Genomic DNA, 19,869 nt, shown 5'->3' with positions numbered 1-19,869 from the left:
AGCCATTTGATGGACAAGGTGGAAGGAGTCGTCATCCGGACGAATAATTACGGTGAAACACATAAAATCGTCACGATGATGACACGGGAAAAAGGTAAAATAGGCGTAATGGCTCGTGGGGCTAAAAAGCCAAAGAGCCGGATGTCCTCAATCACCCAACCATTCATCCACGGCACATTTTTAATTCAAACAGGGTCCGGCTTAGGATCAATGAGTCAAGGGGAGATGTTATCATCCCTGAGGTCTATTCGCGAGGATATTGTAAAAACGGCGTATGCGTCTTACATCGCAGAATTGACAGATAAACTCATTGAGGAAAAGCAGCCGGATCCTTTTCTTTATGAACAGTTGCTTCAAACGTTTCAATGGATGAATGAAGGAAAAGATCCAAACATCCTGACGTTGATGTATGAATTGAAAATTTACAAAAAAGCGGGGTTTGCTCCGGTCGTCGATCACTGTATCCAGTGCGGAAGCCAGGAAGGTCCTTTTGCCTTTTCTATAATAGAGGGTGGCCTCTTATGCTTTCGTTGTAAACAGCGGGACCCACAGGCCTACGGTTTGCCGGATCCTTTACCAAAATTGCTGAGGGTCTTTTTACATATGGATGTGAAGCGGCTTGGTCAAATTACGATGAAAGAAGAGAATAAAAAATTATTGCGTCATATCATGGATGAATACTATGATCGATATGGTGGATATTTCATTAAATCAAAGAAATTTTTAAAACAGCTGGATTTGTTTTCAGACTGAGGTTTGACAATTTTGCTGAAATTAGAGTATGATTCTATTACTAAATAACGTGTTGCTGTGAAAGAGAGTAGTAACCGGTTTTTACGTTTCCAAAAGCGAGCTTGTGACGGTGAGAGACAAGCGGAAGCCGACTGGTGAAGGCGTTCTGGAGCAATGATGAAAGTGGCTTCCTTATTTAGAGGAAGCAATTAGGGTGGAACCGCGGAGACCCCGTCCCTATGTCTGTATGCAGACGTAGGGACGGGGTCTCTTTTCTTTTGAAACACTCATTATCTAGGAGGAAACGTATGAATATTCAAGACATGATCTTAACTTTGCAAAATCATTGGTCAAAACAAGGCTGTCTTCTTATGCAAGCCTACGATACTGAAAAAGGGGCAGGAACGATGTCTCCAATGACGTTGTTACGAAGTCTCGGACCTGAGCCATGGAACGTTGCCTATGTCGAGCCGTCCCGCCGTCCTGCTGATGGTCGTTATGGCCAAAACCCGAACCGTTTATATCAACACCATCAGTTTCAGGTCATCATGAAACCTTCTCCTGATAATATCCAGGAATTATATTTAGAGTCACTTGAAGCTCTTGGAATTGACCCTAAGAAACACGACATTCGGTTTGTAGAAGATAACTGGGAAAACCCAACGTTAGGCGCCGCAGGTCTTGGTTGGGAAGTATGGCTTGATGGGATGGAAATCACGCAGTTCACCTATTTCCAGCAAATCGGAGGTCTTGAAGCGAAGCCTGTTTCTGCAGAAATCACATACGGTCTTGAAAGACTGGCATCTTACATTCAGGATAAAGAAAATGTCTTTGAATTAGAATGGACCAATGGAGTGACAGTAGGAGATATTTTCACTCAGCCGGAATATGAACATTCCGTTTATACTTTCGAAGCTTCTGATGAGGATATGTTGTTCAACCTATTCTCGACTTATGAAAAGGAAGCACAGCGAATTATGGAACAAGGCCTTGTTTTCCCAGCCTATGACTATGTGTTGAAGTGTTCTCACACGTTTAATTTGCTTGATGCAAAAGGAGTCATTAGTGTAACGGAAAGAACTGGTTATATTTCCCGTGTGAGAAACCTGGCGAGGAAGATTGCTAAAACCTATGTAGAGGAAAGGGAGCGTCTCGGCTTCCCTATGCTGAAGAAGGAGGAGGGTTATCATGAGTAATACCGTATTATTTGAACTAGGTGTAGAAGAGCTTCCCGCTCGCTTTATCAATGATGCTTTGGATCAGCTGGAGGATAAAACAGCTCAATGGTTCAAGGATAACCGGATTCCTTATGGGGAAATCACCGGCTTTGCTACCCCAAGAAGATTGGCCGTTAAAATTACAAACGTTGAAGAAAAGCAGCCAGATATTGAAGAGGAAGCAAAAGGTCCAGCCAAAAAAATCGCTCTTGATGAAGAAGGAAACTGGACGAAAGCGGCCATCGGATTTTCTAAAGGTCAAGGGAAAGATGTAGATGATATCTATTTCAAAGAAATCAAGGGAACGGAATATGTCCACGTCAATAAGTTTATTGAAGGAGAACCGACCACGAACCTTCTTCAAAACTTTCGGGATGTTTTCTTATCGCTAACCTTCCCAAAAAACATGCGATGGGGAAATCGCGACCTTCGTTATGCACGTCCAATCCGATGGATGATCGGTCTTTTCGGAGAAGAAGTCATCCCTTTCACAATCGAAGGCGTAGATACTGGCAATACGACATACGGCCATCGCTTCTTAGGGTCCCAGACCACAGTAGCAGAAGCTGATGCTTATGAACAAACGTTGAAAGACCAATATGTCATGGCATCCGTGGAGGAAAGAAAATCGGAGATTGTCAATCAGTTGAGGAAGCTTGAAAGTGAAAATGAGTGGAAGCTGATGATTGACGAGGATTTATTGAACGAAGTGACGCACTTAGTTGAGTATCCGACCGTTTTCAGTGGCACTTTCTCAGACGAATTCCTTGAAATCCCTGAAGAAGCCCTAGTGACATCGATGAAGGAGCATCAGCGGTATTTTCCGGTACGTTCTTTGAACGGACAGTTGAAACCTCATTTTGTCGGTGTTCGTAATGGGGATGACCAGCACATAGAGACCGTGGCAAGAGGTAACGAAAAAGTTTTGAAAGCACGCCTTAAGGATGCTCAGTTCTTCTATGAAGAAGACCAAAAGGGAAGCATTGATGAAAAAATGCAGAAGCTTTCTCGCATGGTCTATCAGGAGGAACTTGGAACGTTAGCAGATAAAGTACAACGGATTGTAGCCATTACTGGAAAACTTGGTGAATGGATCGGCCTAGAAGAAGCTCAACTGCAAAAAGCGAAACGGGCAGCCGAAATTTGCAAGTTCGATCTTGTAACTCAGATGGTTGATGAATTCACAGAATTACAAGGAACGATGGGGGAAAAGTATGCTCGTATCTTCGGTGAGGATGAAGAGGTGGCCGTGGCTATCAATGAGCATTACATGCCTCGTCAAGCCAATGGAGCCGTACCTGCATCTACCATCGGTTCTCTTGTAAGTATTGCAGATAAGCTCGATACGATTGTAGGTAGTATCTCCATCGGCATCATTCCGACAGGTTCACAGGACCCTTACGGATTGAGACGTCAGGCTTTAGGGATTCTGCAAACCCTAACGGCTCATGGATGGTCCATTCCAGTCGAACAATTGATTGATCTCGTGCATCAATTTTATTATGAATTGGAACTCCCAACTCGTGATGAAAAAGAAGTCCATAAAGACTTGCATGAATTCTTCCGCGTACGTGCGGCTTACTTAATGAGAGAAGAAGGGATTGCTCCAGATGTTGTGGAAGCTGTGTTGGCTAGAGGCATCGGTGTCTATCCTATAACGAAAGCAAAAGCCGTCCTTTTAGTAGAAAAACGTCAGGAACCTTCTTTCAAATCCGTCCATGAAGCACTCGGCCGTGTGCTGAATTTAGCCAAAAAGGCAGACACTGCGGATGTTGATCCTTCTCTGTTTGAGAATGAACAAGAGCGACAATTGCATGTGGCTTATCAACACATACAGGAAGACTATCGACAAGCATTACGAAAGAATCAACTAGATTTGGCCCTGGACCATTTATCCAAGCTTGCTAGTCCCATTCATACGTTCTTTGATGCAACGATGGTCATGGCGGAAGACGAGAGCATACGTCGGAACCGCTTAGGTTTATTAAAGCAAATTTCTGACGATGTCTATGCATTCGCCGACTTGAATGCCGTTGAATGGAAACAACAGTTCTAATCAGCTTTCTTTTCCGATAATTAAAAATGAGCTATAATTAAGAAATAGTATGTCACAGTTAGTGATCGGGGTGAAGAAAGATTGGAACTATCGAACAGGCAAGAACAAATCATTCAAATTGTGAAAGATAACGGGCCAATTACAGGTGAGAATATAGCGGATCAGTTGAACTTGACACGGGCTACGCTGCGTCCAGACTTAGCTATTTTGACAATGGCAGGCTTCTTGGACGCCCGCCCACGGGTGGGTTACTTCTTCACGGGCAAAACAGGGTCTGAACTCTTTACTGAAAAACTGAAGAAGTTCAAAGTGGATGAATATCAATCCCGCCCGATCGTTGTCGAAGAAGATGTATCGGTTTATGATGCCATTTGTGCCATGTTTTTAGAGGATGTAGGGACTCTGTTTGTGACGGATCAACATTCCATACTAACCGGGGTGTTATCAAGGAAAGATCTGCTCAGAGCGAGTATCGGCAATCAGGACTTAACGTCCGTTCCTGTCCATATCATTATGACAAGAATGCCAAATCTAACGGTTTGTGAACCTGAAGATTTGTTATTGGATGCCGCCCAGAAGTTGATTGAAAAACAAATTGATGGTCTTCCAGTCGTCCAACCTGTTGACGAAGGATTGAAAGTAGTGGGCCGACTGACGAAAACAAATATAACGAAAGCACTTGTGGAGTTGGCCAGGGACCAACACCTGTGATTTCAGTGGGGAGGAGGGATCGTTTATGGAAAAGCCCTTAATTTATGTCTTATCAGATTCAGTTGGGGAGACCGCAGAACTGGTCGTAAAAGCTTGTCTCAGTCAGTTTGATGATGGACCTTTTGATTTGCAGCGAATCCCTTATGTAGAAGATAAAGGGACGATTAACGAAGCGGTCCAGCAAGCCAAAGAACATAAAGCAATGATCGGTTTTACATTAGTGATTCCAGAGTTCAGACAGCACCTGAAACAAGAAGCTGAAAAACACGGCATTCAGTGTGTGGATATTATGGGACCAATGATGGAGGTTATGGAAAACCACCTGCAAATTAAACCTCGCCTTGAGCCGGGGCTTGTTCATAAATTGGACGAAGATTACTTTAAGAGAGTAGAGGCCATCGAATTTGCTGTTCGGTACGATGATGGTCGTGACCCACGGGGCATATCCAAAGCCGATATCGTACTGATTGGTGTTTCTAGAACATCCAAGACTCCATTGTCTCAGTATTTGGCTCACAAACGCCTGAAGGTCGCGAATGTACCGATTGTACCGGAAGTACAGCCACCATCTGAATTATTCCGCGTCGATCCCGATAAATGCATAGGCTTGAGTATCAGTGCAGAAAAACTAAATGATATAAGAAAAGAAAGATTAAAGTCATTAGGACTTGGAGATCAGGCAAGCTATGCGAATATGACACGTATTCAACAGGAAATCGATCATTTCAACCGGATTGTGGAGCGGATTGGTTGTCCAGTAATTGATGTTTCAAACAAAGCGGTTGAAGAGACAGCCAATGTTATTATGAACAAATTACGTCAGAATGCCCAGGAATAGTACAAATAGCGGAAGTCGCGCTTTGATTAAGCGCGACTTTTGTTGGGAAGAATGAAATTAGGTACAATTAGACATAGCGTAAACGATAGGAATGTATTATAATATCTATTTGTGGTAAAAATCCTTATAATGAAGGGATGTCCATTCCTAAAAAAATTTTCTGACCATGCGCTATTAAAGGCACTTACTTTTCAGAAAAATAAAACATTCACTTTTAAGGAGGATTCTACCGCTTATTGTAGAAATATTGATACTATGCCAAATTTAAATGTTCATATTTATGTCGATGCAGATAGCTGTCCAGTACAAGAAGAAATCATCGATGTTTGTATGCAGTACGATCTACATCCTTATTTCATAGCGACCGTTAATCATTATAGCCAAGAGAAGGCAGAGGCTGGATGGAGGTTCATGGATGATGGATCGCAATCTGTCGATATGTATATCCTCAATCAAGTGGAAGAAGGCGATGTCGTCATTACCCAGGATCTTTCTCTGGCTGTATTATTGACTTCTAAAGGGGTTTATGTACTTACTCCAAGAGGTAAACTGGTTAGAGAAAATGATGCAGATAACATCATGAACCAAAAGTTCATACGGCAGCAAACGATGAAGCAGAGAAAGAAATGGAAGGGTCCATCGGCATTTACAGCGGATGATCGCGCAAAGTTCCGATCTGTTTTCCAAAAATTGTTGTCAGAACATGAAGGAATTTAAGCTTTGAACGAGAATAATTGAGTAGTATGGTGATCTTATGGCTGGACATATTCCAGAAGAAAAAGTCGATGAAATTAGAAGATCAACGGATATTGTAGAAGTGATCGGCAATTACGTCGATTTGAAGAAACAAGGCAGGAACCATTTCGGCCTTTGTCCTTTCCATGGGGAAAACACTCCTTCCTTTTCCGTTTCTCAAGATAAGCAGATCTTTCATTGCTTTGGTTGTGGAAAGGGAGGGAATGTCTATACCTTCCTGATGGAGATTGAAGGGTTTAGTTTTATCCAGGCACTAAAACAACTGGCTGAGCAGACAGGTACTGATCTTCCTGATCAACTATCTGAAGAAGCTCCGTCAGAAAAGAGCCAGGAATCTCAGTCGATGCTTGAAGCCCATCAATGGTTGACTAAATTATACCACCATTTGTTAAAGAATTCCAAGGATGGTCGGGAAGCATATCAGTATTTAATCGACCGTGGTTTTACCGATGAAACGATCCAGAAATATCAAATAGGATATTCACCGGATTCCAGAGACTTTGTTGTAACTTTCCTTGAAAAGAAAGGGTATCATCCACAATCAATGGTCAAGGCAGGATTGCTCAGTACCAATGATCATGGAGAATATGCGGACAGGTTCCGTGGGAGAGTGATTTTCCCACTAAGGAATCACTTAGGGAAAACCGTAGCTTTTGCAGGAAGGTCTCTTGGACAACAGGAACCCAAATATCTAAACAGTCCGGAGACGGAACTTTTCCACAAGGGGCGTCTGCTTTATAACTTCGACCTTGCCCGCTCCGCCATCCGAAAGGAAAAAACGGTGATCCTGTTCGAAGGTTTCGGAGATGTCATCTCTGCTGATCAGGCGGGTATTCACCATGCCGTAGGCACAATGGGTACATCGTTATCAAATATCCAGGCGAACCTTTTGAAGAAATACGCAGAGCAGATCATCATTTGCTATGACGGGGACCGCGCTGGAATTGAAGCAGCTGTTAAAGCAGCGAAGCTCTTAAAAAGCGTGGGCTGTCAAACGTACGTTGCTCGTGTCCCTGATGAACTCGATCCGGATGATTTCATTCAAAAGTATGGAGGGGACCGGTTTAAACGTGAAATTATCGATACGAGTGATACGTATATTTCCTTTATGATGAATTACTTGCGTAGAGATTATAATCTGCAAGTAGAAGGAGATCGCATCACTTATATCGAAAAGGTATTACAAGAGATTGCAGGGCTTGACCGTGCTGTCGAACGAGAGCATTACCTGAATGAGATCGCTACAGAATTTCAGCTCTCCGGAGAGACTCTAAAAGAAGAAGTTCAGCGTATTCGATCGCAAAGCGGTGTCAAGGATAAGGAGCCAAAGAACCGATATACTAATGATACAAGGCAGCCAACGGTTCAAAAAAAACTTTTACCCGCTTTTCATAATGCAGAAAGAAAACTGATTGCGTATATGTTGAGAGATCCATATATCGCTGATAAAGTTCAAGAGGAAATCGGAGGAGCTTTCAATATTGAAGACCATCAGGTCATTGTCACCCATCTTTATGCATATTATGAAGACGGCAATGAATCGGATATCAGTCAGTTCGTCGAGATGATTGAAGATGCTTCCATTAAAAATTTGGCGATCGAGCTTGCAATGGCCCCTGTCAGCGAAGAAGTTTCTGATCAGGAAATCCATGATTACATCTCAAGGATTCGATCAGAACAGTGGGATCGAACGGATATTAGAAACCTTGAATCTGAGTTGAAAAAGGCTGAACAGCAAAATGAGCCGATCCGGGCAGCAGAAATTGCGATGGAAATCATCAAACGCAGAAAAGAGTTAAAACATCACTAGGTAGAGTTTGTATAGATTGTTGGAAGGAGGGGGACTTATGGCAGATAAGCAACAGCAGCCATCACGTTCTAAAGAAAATGAGAACCAAACAGAATTGACACTTGAGCAAGCGAAAGAGCAAGTGGTAGAGTTAGGGAAAAAACGAGGGATCCTCGCATATGAAGAGGTAGCGGAAAAACTATCGAGCTTCGAGCTGGATTCTGATCAGATGGATGAATTCTATGAGCACCTGAATGAGCAGGGTGTGGAAGTGATCGGGGATTCGGAATCAGATCCAAGTATGAAGCAATTGAATAAAGAGGAAGAGTTCGACCTTAATGACTTGAGTGTACCACCTGGGGTTAAAATCAATGACCCTGTACGTATGTACCTTAAAGAAATCGGTCGTGTGAACCTGCTATCTGCCAAAGATGAAATCAGCCTTGCTCAACGTATTGAGAATGGTGATGAAGAAGCGAAGCGTGACTTGGCAGAAGCCAACCTTCGACTTGTTGTAAGTATCGCTAAAAGATATGTAGGCCGAGGAATGCTTTTCCTTGATCTGATTCAAGAAGGTAACATGGGTCTGATCAAAGCGGTAGAAAAGTTCGATTATCGTAAAGGTTACAAATTCAGTACCTATGCCACATGGTGGATTCGACAGGCAATTACAAGAGCGATTGCCGACCAGGCTCGTACAATCCGTATTCCTGTCCACATGGTGGAGACGATTAACAAACTGATCCGAGTACAGCGCCAACTTCTTCAAGATCTTGGGCGTGAACCAACACCGGAAGAGATTGCGCAGGATATGGACCTTACTCCAGATAAAGTGCGTGAAATTCTAAAGATTGCACAAGAACCTGTATCCTTAGAAACACCGATCGGGGAGGAAGATGATTCTCACCTAGGTGATTTCATTGAAGATCAGGAAGCAACATCTCCTTCAGATCATGCTGCTTATGAACTGTTAAAAGAACAACTTGAGGATGTTCTCGATACATTGACAGATCGAGAAGAAAATGTACTCAGGCTCCGATTCGGTTTGGACGATGGCCGTACAAGAACACTTGAAGAAGTAGGGAAAGTGTTTGGGGTTACTCGTGAGAGAATCCGTCAAATTGAAGCGAAGGCTTTGCGTAAACTCCGTCACCCAAGCCGGAGCAAACGTTTGAAGGACTTCATGGAATAAAGGTTCTTTCCGACTCAGGGCTCCTTTCGCAAATGGATGCGGGAGGACTCCTGAGTTATCTTTTCTTTTGGAGGCTGCTATGAAGCATGAACGGACACAAACCATTGTTGATGAAATCAGGTACTGGAAACAAAATCGTCTGCTTCCAGATGAATATTGCAATTTTTTGTTAGCGCTTTATACTAAGGGTGAAAATCAAGGAAACAATGAAAGCTCGGGGGCACTAAGTCTAGGCTTTTATATGTTCGTAACAGTGAATGCTTTATTGTTACCCCTTTCATTTCTTGTCATTTATTTTACTGAAATGGGAATCATAATGCAAACAGTGGTTTTGTCGAGTTTTGTAATGGGAGTATGGATTAACGTTCGTTGGTTACAATATAAACAGCCGGACTGGCTTTTTATTCCGCTACTCAATGGCGCTCTGATTCTGCTGCTGATGACTGTCCATCTTAATCAACAAATCATAGGTTCTTTGTTTTCCTTTTACATAACTCTCTCTTTACATTTAATTTTGTGGGTTTTTCTTGGTTGGTTATGGAAAGTGAAAACGCTTTTCTATTCAGGTATCATGGGCTTTATTTTTTTAATAATTTACATTGTTTCATAAGTTTTCACATCAAATCTCTTTAATAAGTAACGGTTTTCAAGTAAAATAAATATAGTCGAATAGACACGAAAATTCTATATGAGGGAATACATAAGGAGGTTGCAACAAATGAGAAAGAACCCTGTGATTCCATTCGCCATTATCGCTGTACTGGGGATCGTCGTTATGATTGTCGTATCTGCAGCGGGGATTAATCAACGCGAAGCTATTCAGAACGAAGAAGAGGGCGGCGGTGAGAAGCAAGAAGAAACCGCAAGTGCAAGTCCTGAAGAATTGTATCAGAACCAATGTGCAAGCTGCCACGGTGGAGATCTTGGCGGAGGAGCCGGCCCTAACCTTCAAGAAGTAGGAAGCCGCTATTCAGCTGAAGAAATTAATGACATCATCGTAAATGGTAAAGGCTCAGCCATGCCTGCTGGTCTTTATACAGGAGAGCAAGCAACTAAATTGGCTGAATGGCTGGCCGAAAAGAAATAACAATAAGATGAAGAACGAAAAGCTTTCTGGCCAATCAGAAAGCTTTTCTTTTATGAGAGGAAAGAGTCTATGAATGTTAATCAATTATCCCAACGTTTAGCACTTGTTGCTGATTATTTACCGGAGGGGGCCCATTTTGCTGACATCGGTTCGGATCACGCGTATCTTCCGTGCTTTGTATGCCTGAAGGACCCGGAAGCAAGAGCTGTTGCAGGAGAAGTAAATCAAGGTCCGTATGATAGTGCGAAAAGCGAAGTGGAAAAACATAAGCTTGAGAACCGCATCGAAGTCCGTCTCGGGGACGGGCTCGCAGTTGTTGATCCAGGAGAGATAAAGCAAGTGGTCATTGCAGGTATGGGTGGACCTTTAATCCGTGATATTCTGGAAAAAGGGAAGGAGAAGCTTTCTAATGTCCACCGGATTGTCGTACAGCCCAACATCGATTCCAGGTCTTTAAGAAGGTGGTTCTTCCAGCATGACTATACACTCGTGGATGAGGCAATTGTAGAGGAAAGTGGGCACATTTATGAAGTCCTTGTTGCAGAAAAGGGAGATCCTTCCTCCTCTTACCATCAGCAGGTGATAGAGAAAGAAATGTGGCTCGGGCCATTCTTATTAAAGAAACGACCGGATCCGTTTATTAAGAAATGCAAAGAGGAATGGAAGAAGAAACAATATATTGTGAAACAGATGAAGCAAGCAACTTCCCCTGATGAAGAAAAATTGAAACAACATCAAAAGGAAATGGAATGGTTAGAGGAGGTATTGCAATCATGAATCGAACGTACACGGCTCAAGATATCATCCGCGAATTTGAAAAATGGTCACCTAAGGGGTTGGCCTTTGAATGGGATAATGTGGGGCTCCAAGTCGGTACACTTAATAAGCAGGTAAAAAACATTATGGTTACTCTTGATGTGTTGGAGAACGTTGTAGATGAAGCGATTGAAAAAGAAGTGGATTTAATTATTGCCCATCATCCTCTGCTTTTTGTCAAATTGAATCAAATCAATTTGGATACACCGAAAGGAAGAATTGTTCAGAAACTGATTAAAAATGACATCACGGTTTATGCCGCCCATACGAACCTTGATATTGCTAAAGGCGGTGTGAATGATGTTATGGCTGAACTGATTGGAGTAACGAGTAGCCGTCCGCTGATTGAAACAGGCAGCGACTCTCTAGTAAAGCTCACTGTTTTCGTCCCGGTAAATCACGCAGATGAATTGCGGAATGCCATCAGTGAAGCAGGTGCAGGGCATATAGGCAATTATAGTCATTGTACGTACCAGCTTTCCGGACAAGGAACATTCAAGCCGGAAGAGGGTACCAATCCATACCTCGGTGAACAAGGAAAGCTTGAGATCGTTGACGAAAAACGAATCGAGACGATTGTTCCAAAGTCACGCCTATCCGGAGTATTGAAAGCGATGGAAGAAGCTCATCCCTATGAGGAAGTCGCTTATGATGTTTATCCATTATTAAACGAAGGGGAACCAGTGGGAGCAGGGCGTGTAGGAGAACTCAAAAATCCTATGGTTTTACGTGAACTCGTAGAGTTAATCAAGAGAGAATACAGTGTTCCTCATGTACGTGTATCTGGAAATATGGATAAAAAAGTGAAGAAAGTCGCGCTTCTTGGAGGCAGTGGTGAAAAATACATTCATAAGGCCAAGAGAAGTGGTGCCGATGTTTATATTACGGGAGACATGACATTTCATATGACACAAGATGCCATGGAGATGGGACTTTCCCTCATTGATCCCGGGCACCATGTTGAAAAGGTTGTCTGTCCAAAAGTAAAACAATACTTGGAAGAGACATGTAACAAAGAGGGAGATTTAAACATTTTTGTTTCCGAAGCGAATACAGAGCCCTTTACCGTTGTATAAGAAAAGGATGAAAGCGTAGGCTTTCATCCTTTTTTTATCTCTTTACTTTTTTTCTGGCACGGACGGGAGGTAAGATTTTTTTCTGTTCAACTTTTGACTCGCGAATCCATGTGCTTTCATCGTTATGATCGAACTGCTCGATGAATTTAATGACTTCTTTTGTTATCGGAGTTGGAGTTGAAGCTCCCGCTGTAACGGCTACTTTCTCTACACCTTCCAACCATTCTAACTGGATTTCTGTCACATCAGCAATACGGTAAGCTGTTGTGCCTGCTTTTTCCATAGAGACTTGGGCGAGTCGATTGGAGTTGTTACTCATCGGGTCACCGACAACCAATGTCAAATCAGCTTCACCCGCCTGCTCAGAAACAGCTTCTTGCCGTACCTGGGTCGCCATGCAGATTTCCTGCTGTTTTTCGAGTTGTGGATACTTTTCCTTTGCCTTTTCCATGACATCATAGACATCCCATTGACTCATTGTCGTTTGGTTGGTGATCATCAATTTGTCATGATCCAGATTAAGTTCTTCCACATCTTCTTCTGTTTGGACGAGATGGACTTTACCTGGTGCTACTCCCATCGCGCCTTCTGGTTCAGGGTGTCCCTTTTTTCCTACGTAAATAACTTCGAAACCTTCAGCTACTTTCTTTCTAATCAAATTGTGGGTGTTTGTGACATCAGGACAGGTGGCGTCTAAAACGGTCAATCCTTTCGCCTTGGCGCGTTCCTTCACTTGAGGAGAAACACCGTGAGCGGTAAAAATAACCGTGCCATCGTGAATGCCTTCGAGCATGTCGCTTCGATTTTTTCCATCTACCGTAATGATCCCTTCTTCCTTGAAGGCATCGGTTACATGTGAGTTGTGGACAATCATACCTAATATATAAATAGGACGTGGCAGGTTTGGGTCTTTAGCTGCGTTACGAGCAATGACCATTGCATCTACTACACCATAACAATAACCGCGAGGGGCGATTTTAATGACTTCCATTGATTAACGTCCTCCTCTATAAATCCAATCCAATAACTTTAAAGATACCATTATCATTATAAAGGGTAAAGGGAAAGATGACAAAGAAAGACGTTCTAAGACAAGGTTATCGTGCAATTTGTCTTCTGCTCTATTATAATAAGGAAGGAACATTTTACATTAAAGGAGAACGGTTATGAGTAAGCATACATTTGAACAATATGCCATCACTTCTACAGTCAGTCGAATTGTAGAAGGGTTAGGCTTTAAAAAACCCACCCCCATTCAAAAGCAGGTACTGCCTGCAGCATTAAGAGGGGAGAGTCTCATCGGACAGTCCCATACAGGATCAGGGAAGACACATGCCTATTTACTTCCACTATTGAACCAGATGGATGAAGAGGCGGACCATGTACAGTTTGTAATTACAGCGCCAACAAGAGAATTAGCCATTCAAATTCAGGATGAAGTGAAAAAGGCCATTCAAATGGCTGGGAAAGAAGAGGTTTGGCGTTCAAAACTCCTCATAGGTGGAACGGATAAGCAGAAAATGGTTGACAAGCTGTCTTCAAGAGCTCCGCATATTGTCGTCGGAACACCTGGTCGTATATTAGATATGGTAAAAGAGGAGGCTATTGACCTCTACCAAGCCAAAGCGTTTGTGCTGGATGAAGCGGATCTGATGCTGGATTTAGGATTCATTGAAGAAGTAGACCAAATTCTCGTCAGGATGGACCAGGATGTACAGATGCTCGTCTTTTCGGCGACCATTCCAGAACGTCTACAGCCATTCTTAAAGAAATATTTGACGAACCCGACACACATTGAGATTGAAGATGACAAACCATCACCAGAAACGATGGAGCACCGCTTAGTCCCGTTAAGACATAAAGAACCAGCCGAAGTCATTGTCGAAATATCGAAGGCGATTCAACCTTATTTGGCTATCATTTTTACAAATGGAAAAAATCATGCCGATGAGCTTGCTGGGGAATTGACGAAGAGAGGTCTTGAAACAGGAATTCTTCACGGAGGTCTTTCACCAAGAGAAAGAAAAAGAATGCTAAAAGAGTTGCAGAACTTGCGTTACCAGTATATTGTGGCCACAGACCTTGCTTCTCGAGGCATCGATATTCAAGGCGTCAGTCATGTGATTAACGCACAAATGCCGAAAGAGGAAGAATTCTACATTCACAGAGTCGGACGAACGGCTCGAGCTGGATTGCAAGGAACGGCTATCAATTTGTATAAGGAATCCGATCTGCCTCTTATTCAGAAGCTCGAGAAAAAAGGACTTACCTTTGAATTTTATGAAGTGAAAAATGGTGAATGGAAAGAAACAAATGCCTACAACGAGAGACAGAACCGTGAGCGCCATGCTTCCGATTTAGAGAAGAAAGCGAAGCAGATGGTACGGAAACCGAAAAAAGTGAAGCCTGGCTACAAGAAGAAAATGAAACAGCAAACAGATAAAAACATGAGGAAGCTGAAGCAGAGTCGTTTCAAGAAGAAATAAGAAAGGATAGATTGTATGTTGAAAATTGGGTCACACGTGTCTATGAAAGGGAAAAAAATGCTGCTGGGCGCCAGCGAAGAAGCAACCTCGTATGGTGCAAGCACATTTATGATTTATACCGGAGCCCCGCAGAATACAAGGCGTCGTCCCATTGAAGAATTGAATATCGAAGCAGGGACTGAGCATATGAAGGCGAATGGCATCACGGACATCGTGGTCCATGCTCCTTATATCATCAATATAGGAAATACAACAAAACCTGAAACTTTCCAACTTGGTGTTGATTTTTTAAGGAATGAAATAGAACGTACAGAAGCTCTAGGAGCAAGGCAAATCGTGCTCCACCCAGGGTCACATGTTGGACAAGGAGTAGAAAAGGGATTGCCGAAGATTATTGAAGGCTTGAACGAGGTACTTCATAAAGACCAAAAGGTCCAAATCGCTCTTGAAACAATGGCAGGAAAAGGCTCTGAAATCGGGAGAAGTTTTGACGAGTTGGCGCAAATCATTGATGGGGTAACCCACAATGAGAACTTATCTGTCTGCATGGATACGTGTCACATTCATGACGCAGGTTATAATGTCATCGAGGATTTCGATGGCGTCTTGGATGAATTTGATAAAATAGTGGGCATCGATCGTTTGAAGGTCGTCCATGTGAACGACAGTAAAAACATCAAAGGAGCAGCCAAGGACCGGCACGAAAATATCGGGTTCGGCCATATCGGTTTCGATGCTCTTCATAAAGTCATTCATCATCCAACATTGAAAGACCTGCCAAAAATTCTTGAAACGCCATATGTAGGGGAAGATAAGAAAAATAAGAAGCCTCCGTATCGCTATGAAATCGATATGGTTAAAGAAGGCGTTTTTGATGAAGGTTTAAAAGAAAAAATCATGCAACAATAAAGAAGGAGCCTCTGGGCCCCTTCTTTTTTTGTTAGTTATTAAATAAAATGGCAGGCAGTGGAAGCCTCCGTTTCAAGAATTTATGGGGTCGTTTCCTTGTTGAAGTGTCAGGGGCACTCGGCCAGCTATTCGTTCTCCTGCAGGAAAAAATTTCTCGAAATAAAGTTTTCAACTAATGGGAGTGTTTATTCGATAGAGAATGGAATTTAATCAGGTTTTATCTTAGCCAATGCTCTACTCCGTATTCTTTTGCCATTTTCATGAGCAGTTTATTTACAGATCTTGCTGTATCTTTTGATGTGATTTTTGCAAGTTTACTGAGCATGCGCTTCCGTCCATCGGGGTCGAAAGGGTTATCTTTATTTTTTTTCAATGCTGTGACAATGGCAGTGGCTTCATCCTTAGATATAGGGATTTGATACTTCTGACTATAAAAAAGTAGTTCTTTTACGGTTAACTGCTTCAATTTCTGGGTAATTAACTGTTGTGCCACATTCTTCATAGGCTTATACTCCCTCTCTCCTTATTTACTACACCATATGAATGTTGAGAAGGATTTGTGTTTTTAAAAAATTATGTCTACAAGTGTTTCAATTGAATTACATATTTTATTCGGTTAGTATAAGCAAATGGGTTCAGTGTGGTGCTGGTCAAAAGTACCGGTGCAGAGCGTGAAGGAGTGAAAAACAAATATGAAAGAACAAAAACCTCTTTGGACAACGGGTATGGCATTGCTTCTCGTCATGGTGACATTTTTTGCTTTCAACCAATGGAACCAGAAGCAGGAAAAAGCCCTGGAAGATCAAAAGCAGGAATTGAAAAATAAAAATCAAAAACTATCCATGGAAATTGAACGGTTACAGTCGACGAATGAGTATTTGAAGGAAAAGCCTTCAGCCGAAGAAGAAGAAAGTGGCTATCACACATGGCCGGAAATTGAAAAGAAAGCAGATCGACTTGTAAGTGAGAGTGATGGGAATTTCAAAAAGTCCTGGGCTATGTACCTCGTTAAGGAAGCCCAGCGTTATAAAATCAATCCCTATCTTGTTTATGAGCTCTTAAAAGTGGAGACGGGAGGAACTTTTGACCCTGAGCTGGTGGGACCTGAAACCAAATATGGACATGCGTACGGGATGTCACAATTTATGAAAAATACCGCCCCGTGGATTGCTGATATGGCTGGCTTACCATATGAAGAAGAGTTGCTTTTTGACCCTTATTATTCCATGCAATTATCATTAGTTTATTTAGATTTCTTAAAAAAGAAATATAATAATTGGGACGAAGCACTCACAGCATATCACCGAGGCATGGGTGGCTTGAAAGCATATAAAAAAGAAAATGGACACGCAGAAAGCTGGTATGCAGAAGAGATCCAAGAGAAAGCAGAAAATCATACGACTGTAGTATTAGCGAATTGATTGGGAACGCCTGACTTATAGTCAGGCGTTTTTTTACCATCAACTCCCTTATGTAATTTCTTGTACTCTCCATATAATAATCATGATTCTTCAAACAGAAAGTGAGGGTATTCTAATGCATGATCCGAAAGATACTGTTGAGAATCATCAAAATACGCAAAAAGCTCCTGAGCACGGGGATGAATTAGAGCAAGTTCATGAAGAAGCTGTTGACGAACATGACGAGCCGTCGACAGAACAAGTCCTGAATGAAGCTTTTGAAGAAATCCAAGATCAGGATTTAAGACAGGAACCGGGTTATAAAGAGGCTAGAGCGGCTGAGTATAATGACGTTACTGCTGTCGATGATCATGGTCGTGGATCAGATCAGCCTGTTTATGGCGATAGTTATGAGGAAGAGTTTGCTCAAGAAGCGGCTGTAGGGCCGATAGATGAACCTATGAATAACGAGGAAAAGGAAACAACAATGGAAGAAGAGGAAGATGTTAAAGTGGGGATGGGCTGGCTAGGGTTATCCGCCGCGATCCTTTCTTTCTTTTTTGCTCCGTTAATACTCGGTGCGGCCGGGATTGTTCTTGGGATCATCGGTAAACGAAGAGGAGCCGATACACTTGGCAATATGGCGATTATTGTCAGTGTCGTTTCCATCGCATTTTCTTTATTCTTCGCCCCAATGTATAACTTGATATAAAAAAAGGTGACCCTGTTCAGGGTCACCTTTTTTAGGACTGTTCTTGCTCTTGTTTTAGCTTCTCTTTTTCTTGACGTTCTTTTTCATAGTGTTCTTCAGCCAATTTGTCGACTTCTTTCTTCAGTTCATCGACCATGATGTCTTCAGGTACTTTACGGATGATCTCTCCGTGGCGGAAGAGTAGACCTTCCCCTCGGGCACCAGCAATCCCGATGTCTGCTTCTCTCGCTTCACCAGGGCCATTGACTGCGCAGCCAAGCACAGCCACTTTAATGGGTGCTTTAATGGTTTGAATATATTCTTCAACCTCATTGGCAATAGAAATCAGGTCAATTTCAATTCGTCCACAAGTTGGACAGGAAATTAAAGTCGCAGCGTTAGACGCAAGACCAAAGGATTTGAGAAGTTCTTTCGCTACTTTTACTTCCTCCACAGGGTCAGCACTCAAGCTGATTCGCACAGTACTTCCAATTCCTTTACTTAAGATGGCTCCAAGTCCTGCAGCACTTTTCACCGTGCCGGCAAAAAGAGTTCCAGATTCAGTAATTCCCAAGTGTATTGGATAGTTGAAGGCTGCTGCTGCTTTTTCATAAGCTTCAATAGCCAATTTCACGTCCGAAGCTTTAAGGGATACAATAATATCATGGAAATCAAGATCCTCAAGAATCTTAATGTGATGCAAGGCACTTTCAACCATTCCATCTGCGGTAGGATAACCGTATTTTTCAAGGATATGGCGCTCCAGTGAACCTGCGTTGACTCCGATTCGGATCGGAATGCCCTTTGCTTTTGCTGCTTTTACTACTTCCTCGACTTTTTCACGTTTCCCGATGTTCCCTGGGTTGATGCGGATCTTGTCTGCTCCACCTTCAATGGCTTTCAAAGCCTTTTTATAATCGAAGTGGATGTCAACAACCAATGGAATGTTGATCCGTTTTTTAATTTCAGGAATCGCATCAGCGGCTCTGTCATCTGGACAAGCCACTCGCACGATTTGACATCCGGCTTCCTCCAGACGTTTGATTTCAGCGACTGTTGCTTCTACATCGTGTGTTTTGGTGGTGGTCATGGATTGAATCACAACCTCATCCGATCCACCTATCGTAACGTCTCCGACTCTTACGGGACGAGTATCTTTTCTGTGCGTAATTGCCATTAATATCGCTCCTTTGTATATTCACAAAAAGGTATGCAAGATGAATTCCAATCTTCATTATAAGGGCTATTTTTGCAAATGAGAAGTCAGGAACCTTAAATATGCACATTTGTAAGTTAAATTTGTGTAAACTCATAAATGTTGTCATCATTATATCATGGGAGTAATAGAGAAAAAATAATGGAGACTTTGAAACAAAAAGGGATCTTCGAACGTACATATAGTAATTAAGGAGAGGATGTGAGCCATCATGTTTACTTATGATTGGATCGCTTTGTTTATTACTTTTCTCGGTACGATGTTTTTAATTGGGGAATTACTCGTCAATATGCGTGGATTGTTCGCCATTATCGGCTTTGGCTTTATAACTGTTTATTTCTCAGGTTACCTTGAAACAGAAATGTTTATCGTCATGATGCTCGTTTATTTCCTGGGAATTATACTTATGATCATTGATGGGAAACTGCTGAATGACGGGACTCTTGCGATCATTGGTGCTGCAACGATGATTATTGCTGTTGGCTTTAGTGCACCTAATTGGGTGGCTGGGTTGTACAGTGTTATAGGGGTTATTTTAGGGGGAGCGGCTTCCTTACTGTTCTTGAAAGTTTTCAAACACCGAAAAATGTGGTCGAAAATGGCTCTCAATGATCAAATGTCCTCAGAAATGGGATATAATTCAATGAATGAAAAATACCAGTACTTACTTGAACAGCAAGGCGAGGCCCTAACAGACATGAGACCTGTAGGTACGGTGAAAATTGAGGATGAAGAATACAGTGCTGTTTCCAATGGTCAGTGGATTACGAGAGGCGATCAAATTAAAGTAGTGAAAGTGGATGGTACAAAAATCCTGGTCAAGAAGTTGTGAAATTACCAAACCTTAAAAGATTATTAACAATTCCTTAACACTCTGTCGTCATACTTTGTTTGTGC

20 protein-coding genes are annotated in these 19,869 nt (G+C 42.3%); 17 read left to right on the top strand and 3 right to left on the bottom strand.

Annotated elements, in window-relative coordinates:
• The first annotated feature begins 6 nt into the window (after positions 1 to 6).
• The 12 genes from recO to VKA52_RS05220 all read left to right on the top strand — a co-directional run bounded on the left by recO (position 7) and on the right by VKA52_RS05220 (position 12,270).
• Positions 7 to 753 carry a DNA repair protein RecO gene (gene recO, locus VKA52_RS05275; RefSeq protein ID WP_160915062.1) on the top strand — a complete coding sequence of 249 codons (747 nt, stop codon included), beginning with the start codon at positions 7 to 9 and terminating at the stop codon, positions 751 to 753.
• Between the two features lie 287 nt (positions 754 to 1,040).
• On the top strand, positions 1,041 to 1,928 hold the full coding sequence (gene glyQ, locus VKA52_RS05270) for a glycine--tRNA ligase subunit alpha (RefSeq protein WP_160915060.1): 888 nt from the start codon (positions 1,041 to 1,043) through the stop codon (positions 1,926 to 1,928).
• The gene (gene glyS / locus VKA52_RS05265; RefSeq protein WP_326314457.1) at positions 1,921 to 4,005 is read left to right on the top strand and encodes a glycine--tRNA ligase subunit beta; all 2,085 of its coding nucleotides are present in this window, start codon (positions 1,921 to 1,923) and stop codon (positions 4,003 to 4,005) included. Before glyQ ends, glyS begins: the two co-directional genes overlap by 8 nt.
• 81 nt (positions 4,006 to 4,086) lie before the next feature.
• On the top strand, positions 4,087 to 4,716 hold the full coding sequence (locus tag VKA52_RS05260) for a helix-turn-helix transcriptional regulator (protein WP_326314456.1): 630 nt from the start codon (positions 4,087 to 4,089) through the stop codon (positions 4,714 to 4,716).
• A 25-nt stretch (positions 4,717 to 4,741) separates the two neighbouring features.
• On the top strand, positions 4,742 to 5,554 hold the full coding sequence (locus tag VKA52_RS05255; protein ID WP_089654291.1) for a pyruvate, water dikinase regulatory protein: 813 nt from the start codon (positions 4,742 to 4,744) through the stop codon (positions 5,552 to 5,554).
• A gap of 255 nt (positions 5,555 to 5,809) precedes the next feature.
• On the top strand, positions 5,810 to 6,271 hold the full coding sequence (locus tag VKA52_RS05250) for a YaiI/YqxD family protein (RefSeq protein WP_160915054.1): 462 nt from the start codon (positions 5,810 to 5,812) through the stop codon (positions 6,269 to 6,271).
• A 37-nt stretch (positions 6,272 to 6,308) separates the two neighbouring features.
• Complete coding sequence (gene dnaG, locus VKA52_RS05245) at positions 6,309 to 8,120, top strand: DNA primase (protein ID WP_326314455.1); 1,812 nt, start codon at positions 6,309 to 6,311, stop codon at positions 8,118 to 8,120.
• A gap of 37 nt (positions 8,121 to 8,157) precedes the next feature.
• Positions 8,158 to 9,291 (top strand): RNA polymerase sigma factor RpoD, encoded by a 1,134-nt coding sequence (gene rpoD, locus VKA52_RS05240; protein ID WP_089654288.1) that lies wholly within the window; start codon positions 8,158 to 8,160, stop codon positions 9,289 to 9,291.
• A gap of 79 nt (positions 9,292 to 9,370) precedes the next feature.
• A complete protein-coding gene (locus VKA52_RS05235) occupies positions 9,371 to 9,901 on the top strand; it encodes a hypothetical protein (protein ID WP_326314454.1) in 531 nt (176 codons plus the stop codon).
• A gap of 108 nt (positions 9,902 to 10,009) precedes the next feature.
• On the top strand, positions 10,010 to 10,378 hold the full coding sequence (gene cccA / locus VKA52_RS05230) for a cytochrome c550 (RefSeq protein ID WP_146812822.1): 369 nt from the start codon (positions 10,010 to 10,012) through the stop codon (positions 10,376 to 10,378).
• Between the two features lie 69 nt (positions 10,379 to 10,447).
• Entirely contained in the window at positions 10,448 to 11,155 is a 708-nt protein-coding gene (locus tag VKA52_RS05225) for a tRNA (adenine(22)-N(1))-methyltransferase (RefSeq protein WP_160915048.1), read from the top strand.
• Positions 11,152 to 12,270 (top strand): Nif3-like dinuclear metal center hexameric protein, encoded by a 1,119-nt coding sequence (locus VKA52_RS05220; protein ID WP_326314453.1) that lies wholly within the window; start codon positions 11,152 to 11,154, stop codon positions 12,268 to 12,270. Before VKA52_RS05225 ends, VKA52_RS05220 begins: the two co-directional genes overlap by 4 nt.
• 34 nt (positions 12,271 to 12,304) lie before the next feature.
• Here VKA52_RS05220 and VKA52_RS05215 read toward each other — a convergent pair whose 3' ends face one another.
• The gene (locus VKA52_RS05215; RefSeq protein ID WP_160915044.1) at positions 12,305 to 13,261 is read right to left on the bottom strand and encodes a 4-hydroxy-3-methylbut-2-enyl diphosphate reductase; all 957 of its coding nucleotides are present in this window, start codon (positions 13,259 to 13,261) and stop codon (positions 12,305 to 12,307) included.
• A gap of 175 nt (positions 13,262 to 13,436) precedes the next feature.
• On the opposite strand from VKA52_RS05215, the gene VKA52_RS05210 reads away from it, so the two are divergent.
• Both VKA52_RS05210 and VKA52_RS05205 read left to right on the top strand, forming a co-directional pair.
• Positions 13,437 to 14,756, top strand: coding sequence for a DEAD/DEAH box helicase (locus VKA52_RS05210; RefSeq protein WP_326314451.1), 1,320 nt, complete (start codon positions 13,437 to 13,439; stop codon positions 14,754 to 14,756).
• A 15-nt stretch (positions 14,757 to 14,771) separates the two neighbouring features.
• Positions 14,772 to 15,665, top strand: coding sequence for a deoxyribonuclease IV (locus VKA52_RS05205; protein WP_160915040.1), 894 nt, complete (start codon positions 14,772 to 14,774; stop codon positions 15,663 to 15,665).
• A gap of 217 nt (positions 15,666 to 15,882) precedes the next feature.
• On the opposite strand, the gene VKA52_RS05200 is transcribed toward VKA52_RS05205, so the two are convergent.
• Positions 15,883 to 16,167: a DUF2624 domain-containing protein gene (locus VKA52_RS05200; protein ID WP_160915038.1), complete on the bottom strand. Its 285-nt coding sequence runs from the start codon at positions 16,165 to 16,167 to the stop codon at positions 15,883 to 15,885.
• 190 nt (positions 16,168 to 16,357) lie between these two features.
• Between VKA52_RS05200 and VKA52_RS05195 the strand changes: the two genes are divergently transcribed.
• Positions 16,358 to 17,086 carry a transglycosylase SLT domain-containing protein gene (locus VKA52_RS05195; protein ID WP_326314449.1) on the top strand — a complete coding sequence of 243 codons (729 nt, stop codon included), beginning with the start codon at positions 16,358 to 16,360 and terminating at the stop codon, positions 17,084 to 17,086.
• Positions 17,087 to 17,201: 115 nt separating this feature from the next.
• A complete protein-coding gene (locus VKA52_RS05190) occupies positions 17,202 to 17,777 on the top strand; it encodes a DUF4190 domain-containing protein (RefSeq protein WP_326314448.1) in 576 nt (191 codons plus the stop codon).
• Positions 17,778 to 17,808: 31 nt separating this feature from the next.
• On the opposite strand, the gene ispG is transcribed toward VKA52_RS05190, so the two are convergent.
• Positions 17,809 to 18,933 carry a flavodoxin-dependent (E)-4-hydroxy-3-methylbut-2-enyl-diphosphate synthase gene (gene ispG / locus VKA52_RS05185; protein ID WP_160915033.1) on the bottom strand — a complete coding sequence of 375 codons (1,125 nt, stop codon included), beginning with the start codon at positions 18,931 to 18,933 and terminating at the stop codon, positions 17,809 to 17,811.
• Between the two features lie 250 nt (positions 18,934 to 19,183).
• On the opposite strand from ispG, the gene VKA52_RS05180 reads away from it, so the two are divergent.
• Positions 19,184 to 19,804 (top strand): NfeD family protein, encoded by a 621-nt coding sequence (locus VKA52_RS05180; RefSeq protein WP_160915031.1) that lies wholly within the window; start codon positions 19,184 to 19,186, stop codon positions 19,802 to 19,804.
• Positions 19,805 to 19,869 lie beyond the last annotated feature (65 nt).

It is taken from the genome of Halobacillus sp. HZG1 (assembly GCF_035818575.1).
Classification (GTDB): domain Bacteria; phylum Bacillota; class Bacilli; order Bacillales; family Halobacillaceae; genus Halobacillus; species Halobacillus litoralis.
The sequence above is the reverse complement of the archived record's forward strand: the minus strand, read 5'-3'. Positions and strand labels throughout refer to the sequence as shown.

Bases quoted from the DNA above. Each gene is read 5' to 3' on its own strand.
- glyQ (WP_160915060.1), top strand. From the start codon at position 1,041: ATGAATATTCAAGACATGATCTTAACTTTGCAAAATCATTGGTCAAAA.
- glyS (WP_326314457.1), top strand. From the start codon at position 1,921: ATGAGTAATACCGTATTATTTGAACTAGGTGTAGAAGAGCTTCCCGCT.
- VKA52_RS05255 (WP_089654291.1), top strand. From the start codon at position 4,742: ATGGAAAAGCCCTTAATTTATGTCTTATCAGATTCAGTTGGGGAGACC.
- VKA52_RS05250 (WP_160915054.1), top strand. From the start codon at position 5,810: ATGCCAAATTTAAATGTTCATATTTATGTCGATGCAGATAGCTGTCCA.
- dnaG (WP_326314455.1), top strand. From the start codon at position 6,309: ATGGCTGGACATATTCCAGAAGAAAAAGTCGATGAAATTAGAAGATCA.
- rpoD (WP_089654288.1), top strand. From the start codon at position 8,158: ATGGCAGATAAGCAACAGCAGCCATCACGTTCTAAAGAAAATGAGAAC.
- VKA52_RS05235 (WP_326314454.1), top strand. From the start codon at position 9,371: ATGAAGCATGAACGGACACAAACCATTGTTGATGAAATCAGGTACTGG.
- cccA (WP_146812822.1), top strand. From the start codon at position 10,010: ATGAGAAAGAACCCTGTGATTCCATTCGCCATTATCGCTGTACTGGGG.
- VKA52_RS05225 (WP_160915048.1), top strand. From the start codon at position 10,448: ATGAATGTTAATCAATTATCCCAACGTTTAGCACTTGTTGCTGATTAT.
- VKA52_RS05220 (WP_326314453.1), top strand. From the start codon at position 11,152: ATGAATCGAACGTACACGGCTCAAGATATCATCCGCGAATTTGAAAAA.
- VKA52_RS05215 (WP_160915044.1), bottom strand. From the start codon at position 13,261: ATGGAAGTCATTAAAATCGCCCCTCGCGGTTATTGTTATGGTGTAGTA.
- VKA52_RS05210 (WP_326314451.1), top strand. From the start codon at position 13,437: ATGAGTAAGCATACATTTGAACAATATGCCATCACTTCTACAGTCAGT.
- VKA52_RS05205 (WP_160915040.1), top strand. From the start codon at position 14,772: ATGTTGAAAATTGGGTCACACGTGTCTATGAAAGGGAAAAAAATGCTG.
- VKA52_RS05200 (WP_160915038.1), bottom strand. From the start codon at position 16,167: ATGAAGAATGTGGCACAACAGTTAATTACCCAGAAATTGAAGCAGTTA.
- VKA52_RS05195 (WP_326314449.1), top strand. From the start codon at position 16,358: ATGAAAGAACAAAAACCTCTTTGGACAACGGGTATGGCATTGCTTCTC.
- VKA52_RS05190 (WP_326314448.1), top strand. From the start codon at position 17,202: ATGCATGATCCGAAAGATACTGTTGAGAATCATCAAAATACGCAAAAA.
- ispG (WP_160915033.1), bottom strand. From the start codon at position 18,933: ATGGCAATTACGCACAGAAAAGATACTCGTCCCGTAAGAGTCGGAGAC.
- VKA52_RS05180 (WP_160915031.1), top strand. From the start codon at position 19,184: ATGTTTACTTATGATTGGATCGCTTTGTTTATTACTTTTCTCGGTACG.